At 59.3% G+C, this 16,492-nt stretch carries 10 protein-coding genes; 4 read left to right on the forward strand and 6 right to left on the reverse strand.

What is annotated here, in order from left to right; translation table 11 throughout:
* Positions 1-33: 33 nt before the first annotated feature.
* The 4 genes from ACOYW0_RS11860 to ACOYW0_RS11875 all read right to left on the reverse strand — a co-directional run bounded on the left by ACOYW0_RS11860 (position 34) and on the right by ACOYW0_RS11875 (position 6,632).
* Entirely contained in the window at positions 34-303 is a 270-nt protein-coding gene (locus ACOYW0_RS11860; protein WP_180138370.1) for a hypothetical protein, read from the reverse strand.
* 322 nt (positions 304-625) lie between these two features.
* Positions 626-928 carry a Dabb family protein gene (locus tag ACOYW0_RS11865; RefSeq protein WP_482418635.1) on the reverse strand — a complete coding sequence of 101 codons (303 nt, stop codon included), beginning with the start codon at positions 926-928 and terminating at the stop codon, positions 626-628.
* Between the two features lie 854 nt (positions 929-1,782).
* Entirely contained in the window at positions 1,783-3,234 is a 1,452-nt protein-coding gene (locus tag ACOYW0_RS11870; RefSeq protein WP_482418636.1) for a sigma-54-dependent transcriptional regulator, read from the reverse strand.
* Positions 3,231-6,632, reverse strand: a complete 3,402-nt coding sequence (locus ACOYW0_RS11875; RefSeq protein ID WP_482418637.1) for an ABC transporter substrate binding protein — start codon at positions 6,630-6,632, stop codon at positions 3,231-3,233. The genes ACOYW0_RS11870 and ACOYW0_RS11875 overlap by 4 nt, the downstream gene beginning before the upstream one ends.
* A gap of 912 nt (positions 6,633-7,544) precedes the next feature.
* On the opposite strand from ACOYW0_RS11875, the gene ACOYW0_RS11880 reads away from it, so the two are divergent.
* From ACOYW0_RS11880 to ACOYW0_RS11890, 3 genes are all read left to right on the forward strand, one after another.
* A complete protein-coding gene (locus ACOYW0_RS11880; RefSeq protein ID WP_482418638.1) occupies positions 7,545-9,239 on the forward strand; it encodes an L-lactate permease in 1,695 nt (564 codons plus the stop codon).
* 145 nt (positions 9,240-9,384) lie between these two features.
* The gene (locus tag ACOYW0_RS11885; protein WP_180138375.1) at positions 9,385-10,767 is read left to right on the forward strand and encodes an FAD-binding oxidoreductase; all 1,383 of its coding nucleotides are present in this window, start codon (positions 9,385-9,387) and stop codon (positions 10,765-10,767) included.
* 3 nt (positions 10,768-10,770) lie between these two features.
* Positions 10,771-12,066 (forward strand): (Fe-S)-binding protein, encoded by a 1,296-nt coding sequence (locus ACOYW0_RS11890; protein ID WP_482418639.1) that lies wholly within the window; start codon positions 10,771-10,773, stop codon positions 12,064-12,066.
* Between the two features lie 424 nt (positions 12,067-12,490).
* Here ACOYW0_RS11890 and ACOYW0_RS11895 read toward each other — a convergent pair whose 3' ends face one another.
* Together ACOYW0_RS11895 and ACOYW0_RS11900 are read right to left on the reverse strand one after the other, a co-directional pair.
* Positions 12,491-13,771, reverse strand: a complete 1,281-nt coding sequence (locus tag ACOYW0_RS11895) for an HD domain-containing phosphohydrolase (protein WP_482418640.1) — start codon at positions 13,769-13,771, stop codon at positions 12,491-12,493.
* 309 nt (positions 13,772-14,080) lie between these two features.
* Positions 14,081-15,103 carry a tRNA dihydrouridine synthase gene (locus tag ACOYW0_RS11900; RefSeq protein ID WP_482418641.1) on the reverse strand — a complete coding sequence of 341 codons (1,023 nt, stop codon included), beginning with the start codon at positions 15,101-15,103 and terminating at the stop codon, positions 14,081-14,083.
* 454 nt (positions 15,104-15,557) lie between these two features.
* Here ACOYW0_RS11900 and ACOYW0_RS11905 point away from each other — a divergent pair, with 454 nt between their 5' ends.
* Complete coding sequence (locus tag ACOYW0_RS11905) at positions 15,558-16,379, forward strand: crotonase/enoyl-CoA hydratase family protein (protein ID WP_180138382.1); 822 nt, start codon at positions 15,558-15,560, stop codon at positions 16,377-16,379.
* Positions 16,380-16,492 lie beyond the last annotated feature (113 nt).

Raw genomic sequence — 16,492 nt, forward strand, 5'->3', positions numbered from 1 at the left:
TTGAAAAGGCGGTGGCTAACCCAAGGCCCGGGATCAGAGGTTGGCTGTGGTCAAGAGGTCCTCAAAGGCCTTCTGGCTCTTGGTCACCTGGCCCTTGAATGTCTCGCGGCCTTGCTTGCATGCATCAAAACCGCTCTTGACGATCTTTTTGGCCGGCTCGGGGAAGAGGGGGTTGTCACCGATAAGCCGGAGGGTGACCTCTTCTGCCTGCTCCTGGAATGAGCCCATGGCGTTGTAAGCATTTTCAAAACCGTTTTTGTTGAACTCATAGGCCTTGCGGATAAAACTGGTGGTCTCGCTCATGCTGCACCTCCGTTATATGGATGGGTTAAGGATGGGTTGGCTTGGGTGAAGTGGATATATAACATCTTCGTATTGTTTCGATAAACAATGTAACGCAGCCTGTACTTGTGTCAAGTATAAAAATGTTGCAGTGCAGCATAACGGAGCCCGATTCTCATGGAAAAGGCCAGCGGACGGAGGTCTTCACGCAATGGGGCGGCACAAAAAAAGTGGGGAAGAAGAAGGGCGGGAACCTCTGGGGCTCCGGCGTGGACGCGGGTAGGGCACAAGGGGGACCGGACGGCCCCCCTGTGGGGTTGAACAAAGGGAAGAGGGATAAGGATCAGACGTGGTAATCCACCACGCGGCGCTCGCTCATCACCTGCTGGATAAAGGCCACGACCCGCTGGTGCTCGGGGTGGTTGGCGTAGCGGTCCAGGGCCTCTTCATCGTCGAACTCGGAGTAGAGGCAGATGTGGGCGGTCTGGCTTCCGGAGAAGATGTTGATCCCCACTTCAAAGGCCCGAATCTCATCGATCTTGCCCACCAGGGCGTCGAGCATGGCTTTGAGCTTGTTTGCGTTTTCCGCGGCGCTGGCGCCTTTGGCCTCGTCCTTAAGTTTGAGCATCACAATATGTTTGAGCATGGTTCCTCCTTTAAAAAACGGGTGCGTTACCCGTCCGGTTGTGCGTTGGAACCATTCCCGCCTGGCGTCCCGGCAAGAATGGCAGGGCGTCTGTTCACGATCCGTGGGGTATATCACCTTTGGGCACCAAAAAAAAAGATGAAGCCCGGCATCAACCGCTGGTCGCCATGGGGACGGGCCGAAAGGTGATGCCGGGCTTCAGGTTCCCCGGCTGAAGGGAACCCACGGAAGACAGGATGTCGGTTTTCAGTGACGATGGTTAAAGGCCCCGGAAAAGAGCCGTGTTGTTCGGTTCATATGTCCTGCCGTGCTCATGGTGCGTCGATTGAAAAACCGGGCTGCCGGATGCAGATCGGCCATCGGTGGTGCTGCACGGGAAGACGGCTGAAGTTTGGGACGCTGCGCATGGGGGTCGAAGGGAGATTGATGGGGGGGACCCGGACGGGTCCCCCCCATCAGACGCAGTTTTGGAGTATTTCTGTGTAACACTGTTAAACCCAGCAGGAGAAAGAGAATCTAACAGGTTGTCTTTGTTAATATACAAATATTATGCCATGCACAATAGAAAAGTGTAACGCGTTGATAGGTAAGGTGTTGGGAGTACGGGGCTTCCGGTGTATCGGAAAAACCGTGCCGCCTTTGGCCGCATCTTATGAAAAATAGGACCGAAAGTCCGAAATTCAGAACTCCGTCCGAAAGGGAAACAGTGGTTTGCCTCATGGCTCGGGTATCACCTCTTCCTGGTAAAAAAAATACGTCACGGCAGGACCGGCGGGCCTCCTTCGCCCCAGAAAGCATGCGCACAGGGGCGAAGGTACCGTGACCGATTCGGTGCTCAACCCCGCCAAGGGAGGCTAGTCCGAGGAGATGGAGATCTCCTTCTTTTTAAGAAGGGTGTAAAAATGGGACTTGGAGAGCCCGGAAATCTGCATGATTTTTTTGGCGTTGCCCCCGGTGTGGCGGATGAGCTCCCGCAGGTACTGCTCTTCCATGATCCCCTTGAACTCCTTGATCTCCGGAATTCGGTTCCCGAAATGGCGGCTCACCTGGGCTTCGGTTTCCGACAGGATACGGCTTACGGGCGGGTTGGTGTCCCCGGGGGCGGCCTCGGGTGTGCTCGCCGATTCCCGGGTGAGGGTGGCCTTGGCCACCTTGATGCGGATGTTGCTGGGCAGGTCCATGGCATACAGGGTGGTGGTGCGCCCCGAGGTGATGAAGGCCATCTCCAGGACGTTGAAGAGTTCCCGGACGTTGCCGGGCCAGTCGTAGGCGGAGAGGGTCTCGAAGAACTCGGCGTCAAAGCCCTTGTTGGGCACACCGTACTCCTCGCAGAGGTGGTCCACAAAGAACATGGCCAGGCGCTTGATGTCCCCTTTGCGGCTTCTCAAGGGGGGCAGCTCCAGGTGAACGGCCCAGAGGCGGAAGAGGAGATCCCTTCGGAACTGGCCTTTTTCCACCATCTCTTCCAGATTGCGGTTGGTGGCGGCGATGAGGCGGAAGTTGCTGGTCACCTCCTGGGTCTGGCCCACGGGGCGGAACCGTTTTTCCTGGAGCACCCGCAAGAAAGAGCGCTGAATGGACAGGGGCATGTCCCCCACCTCATCCAGAAAGAGGGTGCCGCCGTCGGCCACCTTTACCAGGCCGGTGCGGTCGGCGTCCGCCCCGGTGAAGGCCCCTTTGCGGTGGCCGAAGAGGGTGCTCTCCAGGAGGGTCTCGGTGAGGGACGCGCAGTCCACGATGACAAAGTTGTGCCCTGCCCGGGCGCTGTTTTCGTGGATGGTCCGGGCAAAGAGTTCCTTGCCCGTTCCTGTTTCTCCAGTGATGAGCACCTGGGAATTGGAGACGGCGGCCTTGGCCACCAGGTCAAAGCATTTGCGCATGGACGGGCTCACCCCGATGATGTTGTCCAGGTTAAGGGCCACCGGGGTCTCGGCCTGTTTCTCCTGCCGGTACTTCAGGGCCCTGGAGAGGCTCAGGCGGGTCTGTTTGATGGAGGTGGGCTTCACCAGGTAATCCCAGACCCCGCCCTGGATGGCCAGCTCCGCGCCGTCCGGGTCCCCCTGGCCCGTAAGGATGATCACCTCGGGCTCGGAAGGGGCTTTTTTGATGAGGGGCAAGGCCGTGAGTCCGTTGCCGTCGGGGAGGCGCACGTCGAGGAACACCACGTCCACGTCGTTTCCGGCGAGAAAGTCCGAGCCCGCCTTCAGGGTGTGAGCGGTGACGCAGCGGTGGTCCATCCTCCCCACGAGGCTTTCCATGGTTTCGCAGAACTCGATGTCGTCGTCGATGATGAGGATGGTGGTCATGGGGTCTCCTTGGGCTGCTGATGCAGGGCGCTGTTGATGGCCTCGGACAGGCTTTGGCGGTTGTAGGGTTTGATCAGAACGCTCCGGACGTTTTCCGTGCGATCCATGGAGAGGCTTTTCTGGCGGCCCGAGACGATGATGACAGGGCAGGCCGGTGCGATGTTGCAGAGCTTTGCGGCAAGGACAAAACCGTTGTCCCCCGGCATGTCAAAATCGGTGATCACCAGGTCAACGGCCTCGGTCTGGGCGGTGATGATGGCAAGGGCTGTGGCGGCGTCACCGGCCACCAGCACTTGATACCCCAGGCGCTCCAGAACCCGGGGAACGGTTTGTTGCTGCTCCTCGTCGTCCTCCACGAACAGGATGGTTCCCTTGCCTGTGGCAGGGGAGAAAGAGCGCTGGGCTGCCGGGACATCGGGTTTCTCCGTCCTCGGCAGGTAGATGTCGAAGGTGGTTTCGATGCCGGGCAGGCTGCTGACGTGGATGCCCCCGCGGTGCCCCTTGAGTATACCATGAACCACGGCAAGGCCAAGGCCTGTTCCCACCCCCTTCTCCTTGGTGGTGAAGAAGGGGTCGAAGATCTTGTCCATGAGTTCTGAAGGGATGCCCGGGCCGTTGTCCGAGACCGTGACGCGGCAGTACTCCCCGGCCTGGATGCTGAGCAGGTCGGCCAGGTGGTCGTCCACCTCGGCCGGAGCCACGGAGACGGTGATGGTGCCGCCCCCGGTCTTCATGGCGTGAAACGAGTTGGTGCACAGGTTCATGATGATCTGGTGAAGCTGGGTGGGGGCGGCCAGGCAGATGCACTCCGAACACTTCTTGATCTCATTGAGTTCGATGTTCCCCGGAATGGTGGAGCGGAACAGGGAGAGGGCCTCGGCCACCACGTCGGTGACGTTGACGATCTGGTGTTCCTCCCGGGACGGGCGGCTGAAGGCCAGGATGCGGTTGACCAGCTCGCTGCCACGGGAGCTGGCCTTGAGGACCCGTTTGAGGTCGTCGGCGGCCATGGCCGTGGGATCGATGTCCTCCAGGGCCAGCTCCGTGGAGTTGATGATGGAGGTCAGGATGTTGTTGAAGTCGTGGGCGATGCCCCCGGAGAGGGTGCCCAGGGCCTCCATTTTCTGGGACTGCACGAGCTGCTTTTCCAGGTTCACCTTTTTGGTGATGTCCTCGGCCGTGCCCAGGATGCCCGTGATGTGGCCGTGCTCATCGCTCAAGGGGATCTTGTTGATCTCCAGGCACACCTCCTTGCCGTTGCGCTTTTTGATGTTGCGGCGGATCCGGTAACGAGGGGATGCCGAGCGGATGACAGTGCGGTCCACCTCGCAGGAGTTGCGAATGTCCTCGGGCTCGGCCATGAGATCCGTGTAGGTGACGTTGACCTCTTGGGCCGGGTCCAGGTCGTAGAAGAGCTTAAAGGAGCGGTTGCCCCCCACGTACGTAAGGGAGGGGTCCTGCCAGTAGACCAGCTGGGGGATGTTGTCCAGGACGATCTGGAGTTTGTTCTTGGACTCCTCCATGGCGATCTCCGCAAGCTTTCTCTGGGTGATGTCCTCGCCGATTCCCTCGATGTGCTCCATCTCTCCGTGCTTGTTTCTCACCAGGCCGGCATTGAGGGATGCCCACCGCTTTTTGCCGCCGATGGTGTAGAATTCGATCTCCAGCCCCTGGATGGTGTCGCCCTTTCGGATCATCTCCCGGAGCTTTCTCCGGGTCTCCTCGGTGGCGTAGTGGTTTTCGATCTTGTCGACATGGGCCAGGGCCTCCTTTCGCCCGTCGTACCCCAGCATCTGGGCAAAGGCGTTGTTGATGTTCAGGAGGCGACCGGAAAGATCGGAGAGAAAGATGCCCTTGGTGGCGTTTTCAAAGATGCTCCGGTACCGCTCCTCGGCCTTCTGCAGGTCCCATTGCGCCTTTTTCATGTCGTTGATGTCCAGAATGGCCCCCACGAGCCCGCAGATTTCGTTTTTGGCGTTGCGGTAGGTGGCTTTGTGCAGGATCACGTGATGGTTGTCGCTGCCGTGCTTGAAGATGCTTGCGTGGTGGGCTCGGATGCCGTTTTCCGCGGTAAGGTGGGTGTCGCTCTCATCGGAAAGGGGCGGGACCCCCTTGGGGTAGAAGAGGTCGTCGGTGTGGCCCAGGATTTCTGCGCGGGTTACCCCGAACCACTTTTCAAATTCCCGGTTCACCCCCTGGTAGTGGCCGTTGAGGTCCTTGACATAGATGGGGACGGGCACGGTCTCCATGAAGATCTCCAGAAAGGAGAGCTGGTCCTTTAAGTCCTCCTCCACCCGACGGCGCATGATGATGTTCATGACCAGGAAGATCAGCACCACGGTGAGGGTGACAAAGCTCACCACCAGCACCCAGAAGAGCTCCCGGTTCAGCCGGTAGAAGGGCTGGGGCATGTTGAGGATCTCGGCTTCGTCGGGCAGGGCGGTCAGGGGGATGTTGAATTTTTTGAGCTGATTGTGGTCAAAGATCCAGCTGTACTGGGCGTCGTAGGAGACAGGAAGCTCAGAGACCGGGGTCCCGCTCAGGATCTCCAGGGCCATGTGGGCAGCGGTCTCGCCGTGGAGGCGACCGCTGGTGACACGGCCCCCCATGGTCCCCTCGCCCACCATGAATTTCCAGAAGCTGTAGATGGGGGCCCGGGAGTTTTTCTCCAGGTCGGGAACGATGTCGGCGGTGCCGTAAAAGGTGCCGTCCCCTGCGCTGTACTGGGGAATGAAAAAGAAGATGGTGTCGTCGGTGGCCCCGCGGACCGTCTGAAAGAGGTTGTCCCGGTTGGCCATGTTGATGAATTCGATGTGCAGCTGCCGGTGGGCGTCGGGATAGATCTCCCGGATCTCACTGCTCACCGCCACCCCCGTGGCCGACGAGTCGGTGATCACCACGATGCGGTTGCGGGTGGGGTGAAGCTTCAGGGCGATGTCGATGTTGCCCGAGATATCCACGGACTCGGCCACACCGGTGATCTTGGTCTGGCCCTGGAGCAGCTCCGGGCTGTAGTTGTTGACCCCGCAGAAGACGATGGGGACCTCCGGGAAGAGGGCCTGGCGGTGGGTGACTGCAAATCGGAAGGCGTTGTTGTCCGAGACGATGACGATATCGGGGCGGAAAAAGGTGAGCTTGTGCCGGTACAGGGCCAGCAGGGTCTCCTCCACGGCATCGCCCCGGTACCTTTTGGAGTCCATGTACTCCACCTGCAGCTCAATGGGCACGCCGCTTTCTTTGAAGACAGCCCGGATTCCCTCCAGGATCTTGTCGGACCACGCGTAGCCGTTTTCATAGGAGTTGAGGATCAGCACATTGGTCTTACCGGCCAACGCCGGTGTGGCTGTCAGGAAAATAGCCGCGGCTGCTGCCAGCCAGAGGGTAACCGTGCGAATCATGACCTTCCTCTCTCTTTTTGGATCCTGTTTGCTCAATGGTACCTTTTTTCGGAAAATCAGCGTATTATGGACAAAATATACCGGAAAACGCCCGCCGTACCATGTGTCCATGGGGACGCTCCCGTACCCCTTGATCCTCGCCTCTCCCTACAGAATTGAATGTTCAAGATCCATGCCAGCTGCTCCCCTTCCAGTGTTCCCTGTTTTGGCTTCCCGTGACGTGTTGTGAGCGCTTTGGAAGACCCCGGCCGGGATGGGATCGGGAACTCGAAGGCCCCGTGGCGTGGAAAACACCGGATGTTCCTCATCACCTTACACCACCTGGCAATGTGGAGAAAGGGCGCCGCCCCCTCCCCGGGCAGTGGGTCCGTAAAAAAAGACCCTGCCGATTCTACCTGAAACCAGTTGCTTCTTGGGGCGGGATCGGCAACTCGCCTGATGGCGGCTTGCTCTTCTATTTCAGGTGAATACAAGGGGATATCTCGGGTTTCTCATCGGCCTGTTCCATGGCGGAGAAGCCAAAAGCCCCGAAGGCTCGGGGCGGAGTAGATGGTACAGGAAGTCCTTTTTTTGGAACCGTCCCACGCATGGAAATCCCGGGAAATTGGTCAGACCGGTTTGTTTTTCGGGAAAGGGCCGAGCGTTTTTAAGGGGAACACCGTTACACGCCCGGGACGATATTCAACCCCCGGCCCTGGCTAACGTCGCGTCGGATAAGGCGAAACAAAAAAGGACGGGCTGTAGGCACGGAAATTGAAACTCGGGTGTGGAAGCGTTTTGTGGCTTTATCTGCATTCCTTCTCTTACGGCTCGGGGCCGTCCCCATGGTGTAGGCGGGTGAACGTGGGTACCAAACATGCTCTGCACGTGCAGGGTTCATCGCACTCAAATCTAAAGTTAGGGGGATTTGAAATGTCGTTAGGTGTATTAGCACTCATTGCCTTTATTCCCATTGCCATCGTACTGATCTTCATGGTTGGTATGAAATGGCCTGCCACCAAGGCGATGCCCTTGGCCTGGGCCGCCTGTGCCGTGATTGCCATGGCCGTCTGGAAGATGCCGGCCGGTTTTGTTGCGGCGTCGACCCTTGCGGGTTTCGGAAGTGCCGTTAACGTCTTGATCATCGTCTTCGGGGCCATCATCATCCTGTATACCATGCAGGTGAGCGGGGCCATGGAGACGATCAGTTACGGGTTCCTGGGAATCTCCCGGGACCGTCGAATCCAGACCATCATCATCGCCTTTACCTTCGGTGCCTTTATCGAAGGTGCGGCAGGTTTTGGTACGCCGGCAGCCATCGCGGCCCCGTTGCTTCTGGGACTGGGGTTCCCCGCCCTGGCGGCGGTGTGTGTGTGCCTGATCTTTAACTCTGTGCCCGTAACCTTTGGCGCCGTCGGTACCCCGGTCTGGTTCGGTTTTAAAACCCTTCGAACCCCCATCGAGCAGGCCCTGGCGGACGGAGCCGTCGAGACCGGTTTCACCACCTTTGATGGGTTCCTCAAGCATGTGGGCCAGTGGGCCGCCATCACCCACGCCATCATCGCCTGCTTCCTTCTCGTCTTCGTGATCTGCTTTTTGACCCGCTATTTCGGCAAGAACAAGAAATGGAGTGAAGGCCTGGGCGCCTGGAAATTTGCTCTTTTTACCGCTGTTACCTTCGATGTTGTCTATCTCTCCACGGCCTTTCTGGTCGGCGTTGAATTCCCTTCTCTTATCGGTGGCCTCGTGAGCCTCGGTATTGTTGTGACCGCTGCCAAAAAAGGGCTCTTCATGCCTGAAGAGATCTGGGAGTTTGGCGAGCGCGCTTCCTGGGACAAGGATTGGGTCGGTGAAATCGAGCCCGGTAAAACGGATCTCAAGCCCCGCATGAGCCAGCTCATGGCCTGGATGCCGTACGTTCTTATTGCCGTGATCCTGGTGCTTACCCGCTTAAGTTCCCTGCCCTTTAAGGGATGGGTCACCTCATGGGTAATCAGCTTCCCCCATATCCTGGGGTATGAAAGCGTTAACTTTGCCACCAAGCTCCTTTACCTGCCCGGTACCATTCCGTTTATGCTGGTGGCCCTCATCACCATCGCTCTCCACAAAATTCCGGCGGAAAAAGCCATCGGCGCATGGAAAGAGAGCTTCATCCGCATGAAGAACCCCACCATCGCCATGCTCTTTGCCGTGGCCATGGTAGAAATCATGAAGCAGTCCGGGCACAACGTCCTGGGCTACAGCTCCCTGCCCTTGACCATGGCAGAGGCTGTGGCGTCCATCACCGGTAAGACATGGCCCATGTTTGCATCCTATGTGGGTGCACTGGGATCCTTTATCACCGGCTCCTGTACCGTGTCCGACCTTCTTTTTGCCGACTTCCAGTACGGCCTGGCCACCACCATCGGCGCCAGCCGTGAGATCATTGTCGCCCTCCAGGGCGTGGGCGGTGCCATGGGCAACATGATCTGTGTCCACAACGTGGTCGCGGTCTCCGCCACCGTAGGTCTGGTGGGCATGGAAGGCACCATCATTCGGCGCACCATGATTCCGCTGGTACTCTACGGCATCATGGCCGGTACCATCGGTACCGTTTTCTGCTACGTTCTGTTCCCCGGGGTCTTCTAACCCGGCCGCACAGAAGCCATACGTATAAAAAACACCAGGGGGCCCCACCAGGCTTGGTCCGGCAGGGGCCCCCTTTTCATGTCCGGACCTGAGTTGTGAGATAAAAACCCATAAGAAACATAAGGAACCTGTGGGAGGGGGCTATATGATTTCTGAGAATTTGAAAAAAGAGTTCGAGGCCCTGCTGGGTGAGAAAAACGTAATGAGTGACGAAGTCACCCGCATGAACTACGCATACGACGCAGCGGTCCTGGACCCTGTGATGCCTGCGCTGGTCCTGCGGCCCGACTCCAGCGAGCAGCTGGGCTCAGCCATCCGCCTGTGCGGTGAAAACGGCATCCCCGTCACCGTGCGCGGTGCCGGAACCAATCTCTCCGGGGGGACCATCCCCTTTAAAAACGGCGTGGTGATTCTGACCAACGCCATGAACAAAATCATCGAGATCAACGAAGCGGACATGTACGCCATTGTCCAGCCCGGCGTGGTCACCGCGGACTTTGCCGCGGCCGTGGCCGCCAAGGGGCTCTTCTATCCCCCGGACCCGGGTAGCCAGAAGGTCTCCACCCTGGCGGGCAACGTGGCGGAAAACGCAGGCGGCCTGCGGGGCCTGAAGTACGGCGTCACCAAAGACTACCTCATGGGCATCGATTTTTTCGACGCCGAAGGCAACCTGGTGAAGACCGGCTCCAAGACCGTGAAGTGCGTCACCGGGTACAATGTGGGGGGCCTTATGGTGGCCTCCGAAGGGACCCTGGGGATCTTTAACGAGATTACCTTAAAGCTCGTTCCGCCCCCCAGCGCCTCCAAATCCATGATGGCCGTCTACGACAGCGTGGCTGATGCCACCGAGTCCGTGGCCGCCATTATCGCTGCCAAGATCGTCCCCTGTACCCTGGAGTTCATGGATAACTTCACCATCCGTGCCGTGGAAGACTACGCCAAGGCAGGCCTGCCCACCGAGGCCCAGGCCCTCCTGCTCATCGAAGTGGACGGCCACGCCGGCCAGGTGGCCGATGACGCTGCCAAGGTGGAGGAGATCTGCAAGAAGCACAACGCCACCCGCATCCAGGTGGCCAAGGACGAAGAGGAGAAGAACAAGGTGTGGGAAGCCCGAAGGGCGGCCCTGTCGGCCCTGGCCAAGCTCAAGCCTACCCTGGTCCTCGAAGACGCCACCGTACCCCGGAGCAAGATACCCGAGATGGTGCGCGGCCTGGACACCGTGGCCGCCAAGTACGGCCTGTCCATCGGCACCTTCGGTCACGCCGGGGACGGCAACCTGCACCCCACCATCCTGTGTGACCGCCGAAACGAAAAAGAGTGGCACAAGGTGGAGACCGCCATCGAGGACATCTTTGATCTGGCCCTCAAGCTGGGGGGCACCCTCTCCGGGGAGCACGGCATCGGCATCGCCAAGGCCGGGTTCATGGCCCGTGAGGTGGGCGAGAAATCCCTCACCTATTTCCACAAGATCAAACAGGCGGTGGATCCCAAGGGCATCCTCAACCCCGGTAAGGTCATAGGAGATTAAGCCATGAAAGACATCGCCAATCTCCGGACCACCCTTGCCGAACTGGACGACCTGCTGGTGACCTGCATGCGCTGCGGGATGTGCCAGTCGGTGTGCCCCGTGTTCAAGGACTCCATGCTGGAAGGGGACGTGGCCAGGGGCAAGCTGGCCCTCATCGACAGCCTGGCCAAACGCATGATCGACAGCCCCGTGGAGGTTAAGGACCGTCTGGAAAAATGCCTCCTGTGCGGCTCCTGCGAAGCCAACTGCCCCAGCGGGGTAAAGATCACCGATATCTTTATCAAGGCCCGCGCCATCCTCACCGGATACATCGGCCTGTCGCCTATGAAAAAGGCCATTTTCAGGGGTACCCTGGTGCACCCCAGGCTCTTTTCCGGGCTTCTCTCCATGGGCTCCAAGTTCCAGGGGATCATGACCAGTGAGGCGGACACCTTCCTGGGGACCTCCTGCTCCAAGATCATGTCCCCCCTCATCGGGGACCGACACTTCATGCCCCTGGCCAAACGGCCTTTCCGAAAGGACTACTCGGGCATGGACACGGGCAAGGGCACCGCAAACATCCGCGTGGCCTTCTACCCGGGCTGCGTGGTGGACAAGATGCTTCCCCAGGTGGGCCACGCCGTGATCAAGGTGCTGGAACACCACGGATGCGGTATCTACCTGCCCAAGAACCAGGCCTGCTGCGGGATCCCCACCCTGGCCTCCGGTGACGAGGAGAGTTTCCTGAAACTCCTCAAACACAACCTGAAGCCCTTCTCCAGCGGCAACTACGACGTGCTTGTCACCCCGTGCGCCACCTGTACCTCCACCATCAAGAAGCTCTGGCCCAAAATGGCGGCCAAGATCTCTCCTGAGGCGGAGAAAAAGGCCCAGCGGGTTGCCAATCGCACCATGGACATCAGCGAGTTCCTCGTGAAACATTTCAACGTGGACCTCGCCGCCCAGGCAGGAAAGGGAGCGACCAAAAAAGTCACCTGGCACGATCCCTGCCACCTGAAAAAGTCCATTGGCGTCTCCCAGGAGCCCCGGGCCATACTCAAAGGCCTGCCCGGCTACGAGTTCGTGGAGATGAACGAGGCCGACACCTGCTGTGGCAACGGCGGCAGCTTCAACCTGGCCCACTACGACACCTCCAGCCGCATCGGCGGCCGCAAGCGGGAGAACATCCTCGCCACCGGCGCCGACGTGGTCACCACCGGGTGCCCGGCCTGCATGATGCAGATGACGGACATGCTCTCCCAGGCCCACGACCACGTGGCCGTCAAACACGTCATCGAACTCTACGCCGACGCACTCTAAACCCCACCAAAGCGCCTCTCCATCGGCGTGATGCCGAATCAAAAAACCCCCGCCCTTAGATCAGGGCGGGGTTTTTTGTTTGGGCAAAAACATTGGGAAAAACGCCTCCGGCGGGCAGGGGATAAATCCCCTGCACCCCAGGTTCGGGAATGCTCTCGGGCCTTCGTTCCTCAGGCCCATCGCATTCCCTGGCGGGCTTCGCCCGTGTTGACATCCGGGTGCAGGGTCCAATCCACTGAATCGGGGGCCCTTTCGTTCCCAGGCTCTGCCTGGGAATGATCAACGGAGGCTCTGCCTCCAACGTTGGTGACGGGCGGAGCCCGCAGCGAACGCCCTTGCGCTTTGCCCTGAGGAACGAAGGGCAAAGCGCAAGGGCAATCAGCTTTCGAGGTGGCTCACCTCGCCGCCGGAGGCATTTTTTAACTTAGGCCACGTGATGCTCGGCGAGGACGGCGTCGGTGAAGTGTTCGGTGTAGAAGCGCATGGATTCGAGTTGGGTGGCCTTGACCTGTTGGGAGATCTCTTTGGCGTGGTCGCCCAAGAGGCTCACCACCCGGGGTTCGATTTTGCCGTTGTCCGCCTGGTTTTTCAGGATGCCCAGGGCTTTGTCCAGGGGCATGCCGGTGCGGTAGGGGCGGTCTTCGGTGAGGGCGGTGAAGATGTCGGCAACAGCCATGATACGTGCCCCGGTGTTGATCTTTTCAGCCCCCACGCGGAAGGGGTAGCCGGTGCCGTCGAGTTTTTCGTGGTGAAAGGCCGCCCATTCGGCCACCCGCTCCAGGCGGTCGATGGAGTGGATCACCTCGTAGGTAAAGTAGGTGTGTTGTTTCATCACCTGGAACTCTTCCCGGGTGAGCTTGCCCGGCTTTTCCAGGATGGCATTGGGGATGATGAGCTTGCCCAGGTCGTGGAAGTGGCCTGCCAGGCGCATGAGTTTGACTTCGCTCTCCATGTAGCCGAAGTGATGGGTGAGAAGGGAAGCGCATTCGGCCACGCCCGCGGAGTGGGTGGCGGTGAAGGGGGACCGGAAGTCGATGAGTTTCTGTATGACCCGGGCAATGGAGCCGATCTCTTCAATGGGGGTCTCGATGGACCGCAAGGGGCCGTTTCGAAGGAGCAGGCCGTAGAGCCGGGTTGAGGAGAGGTCCAGCCAGAACTCCTCCCGGTCCGAGGTGCGGATGAAGAGCTCCACGACGTCCGGGTGAAAGACGGTGTGCTCCATGGTGCGGATCTGTGTGGTGATGACCTCCATCTGGCTGAGGATAAAGGCGTCCCGTTGAATAAGCCTTTCCACCCAGTCTGCCAGGTGGAGGATCTGGGCGTCGAGGACGTCCGGGTCCCCGATGGGGGCCTCACAGTCGCTCCAGTTGCGGTGGTGGTGGCGGATAAGGGGCGCGGCCGGGGCCAGCAGGGGGACGGATTCGAAGAGGACCTCCCCCCGGAGGCAGTGGGCCAGGATGTCCGATTCCTCAAAGGTGTGGAGTCGTATTTTGTCCTTGGGGGTCATGGCCCCGATGTCGTGGAGCAGGGCCGCCATGTAGAGCCGCTTGATGCGCTCTTTGGAGAGTTTGGCGGCTTTTCCCATTTGCCAGACGATGTAGGCACAGCGCATCTGGTGGCAGGCAATACTCGGGTTGGCCAGGTCGATGGCATCGGACAGGGAGAGAAAGACGTTGTTTAAGTCGACGTAAATTTCACGCAACATGGGGTAAGGCTCCACATACTGATCAAATCAGAAAAGGCTTATTTTTTATGTAACTATTTAGCTGAAAATTGCCTCCGGCGGCCCGGCCGAACGTTACCGATTACCTGACTGTTTTGAGCGTAACGAACAGGCATCGCCTTCTGCCGCCCAGCCCCAACGGGGCAGGGCGGCAGAAGACGATGCAACCGGAACGTTTCTGCGGAGCTTTTTTCAAAAAGCGACCCGCCGGAGGCATAAGCTGAATTCGGTACATTTTTATCAGACACGTTTCTTATCGGATCAAAAGAATGGAGCCTGAAGGCTTTTTGATCAGGCCGTAAAGAGGTTGAGGTTGGGAGTGGCGGCCAGGTCCAGGGGGCCGGCAAAGGTCTGGCGGACGTTTTCCCGCAGGCCGTCCAGGGTGTCGGCGTAGGCGAGTTGTTTGAACACGGGGTGGCCGAATTTGAAGTTGGCGGAAAAATAGATGACAAATTTCTTGAAAAGGCGCACGGCGTAGGCCGGGTCAAAGGCCTCTTCCACCAGATCGAGGAAGCGCAGGGCCACCTGGGGGTAGATGTCGGGGCCGAAGCTCTTTCCCTCCAGCATCTCGGCAAAGACAAAGGGCCGGGCAATGGCGATGCGGCCCAGGGAGACACCGTCACAGCCGGTGGTGTCCACCATGCGGCTAAGATCCGCCGGGGTGAAGACGTTGCCGTTGCCGAAGACGGGGATGGTGACGCCCTCCTTCACGGCTTTTATGTGCTGCCACTTCGGGGGACGGCTGCGGCGGTCCGGCGAGACCCTGGGGTGAAAGACCAGGGCGTCGGCACCGGCGTCTTCAAAGCGTTTTGCCATGTCCGAGGCAAAGACAGGGTCGTCTGTCCAGCCCGTGCGGTACTTGACGAACAGGGGCAGGGTGGTTGCGTTGCGGACCTCACGGACGATGGCCTCGGCCCGGTCGGGGTCACGGAGAACAGCAGCCCCGCTCTCCTTTTTGCAGATACCGGCGACGGAGCAGCCGAAGTTGATGTCCACTCCGAAAAGCCCCTCTTTCTCGATGCGCTCGGCGGCAAGGGCCATCTCCTGTGGGGCGGCGCCGACGATCTGCATGACAAGGCGCTTGGCCTCCTGGTCCCGCCAGCGGAACATGGGGGAGATGAGCCGGTTTTCTCCGGGCAGGGCCTTGGCGCTGCACATCTCAGAGAAGAAGAGGCCGCAGCCGCCGAATTCATCGATGATCTGCCGCATGGCCACGTGGCCGAGACCGGCAAGGGGGGCCAGGAAGAGGCGATTGGGGATCTCTTTGCCCCCGATGGTGATGGGGGTTTTTATGGTTTCAGGTATGGTGGTCATAGCTCGTGTTGCCGTGTCGCGACGTCTCTCTTTATTGGGGTTATGGTCAACGCATGCCTCCGGCGGCCCTGCCGGTGGCCAAACTTTTGAAACGTTAGATAAACAGGCTTTAAAAAACGTTCGTTCGGCTCCTCATTTTTTCACAAGGCGATCCACTGGCGGCATACGCATCTCACCGGGATGCTGGCGCAACATCCATGGTTGGGGCGCGTCAACCTTACTTTACGGGCACAGCCCGCAAGGGAATGTGATCCCCCGGGGTACGGGGGAGGAGCATTCGCGAACCATAGCATATTCGGCAGGGGGCGGGAAGGTGGATGCCGATTGATCTTGGTTAGATAGTGTACTATAGTTGCGGGATACCTTCGACCTTCGTTGGCATGAGTGGAAACGACTCTGATGATATGGATACGCGATGATTCTGGTGTAACGACAGAGAAGGAGTAAGGAAGAGATGAGCGAAAGCACGTACTATCTGGTGGAAAAGAAAGGCCATGTGGCCTGGGTATGGTTTAACAGGGCGGACAAAAAGAACGCCATGAGCCAGGACGCCTGGATGGACTCCCCGGCCGTGTTCAAGGAGCTGGACGAAGACCCTGAGATCCGCGCCATCGTGGTGGCGGGCAAGGGGGATTGCTTCTGCGCGGGCATCGACCTCATCGGCATGGTGGGCGCCATGCCCGAGCTGATGGAGAACGAGCAGAAAGGGGGGCTCAAGTGGAAGCTCCTTAAAAAGATCTACCCTCTCCAGGAGACCATGAGCGCCATGGAGAAGTGCCGCAAGCCCGTGATCGCGGCCATTCACGGCCACTGCATCGGAGCCGGCCTCGATTTTGTCACCGCCTGCGACATCCGTCTCTGCACGGAAGACGCCACCTTCTGCCTCAAGGAGACCGCCATCGGCTTTGTGGCCGACGTGGGTGTGCTCCAGCGCCTCCCCTTCATCGTGGGCCAGGGGGTGACCCGGGAGATGGCCTACACGGCCAAGAGCATTGATTCCCAACGCGCCCTGGATGTCAACCTGGTCAATGAGGTGTACAAGGACGTTGACACCCTGTTTGCCGAGGCCCAGGCCATGGCCGACACCATCGCGGCCAACCCGCCCATTGCGGTGCAGGCCTCCAAGGACGTCCTCAACCACGCCACCGAATCCACGGTGGCCGAGGGGCTCAAGTACGTGGCTTCCATCAGCTCAAACATCATTCCGTCCCACGATTTGATTGAAGCGTTTACCGCCTTTGCGGAAAAACGAAAACCGGTTTTTACGGGCAACTAGCCCAGACGGCAAGTCCCCTGATTCTCCCATGATCCCCGGGCGCCCTTTTTTGGAAAAAGAGCGCCCGGGCGATCCGCGGTGCTTGGGTACGGGCCGTTGTATCAGGAGTTTTT

This window comes from Desulfoluna sp. HI9BLuna, from assembly GCF_056829775.1.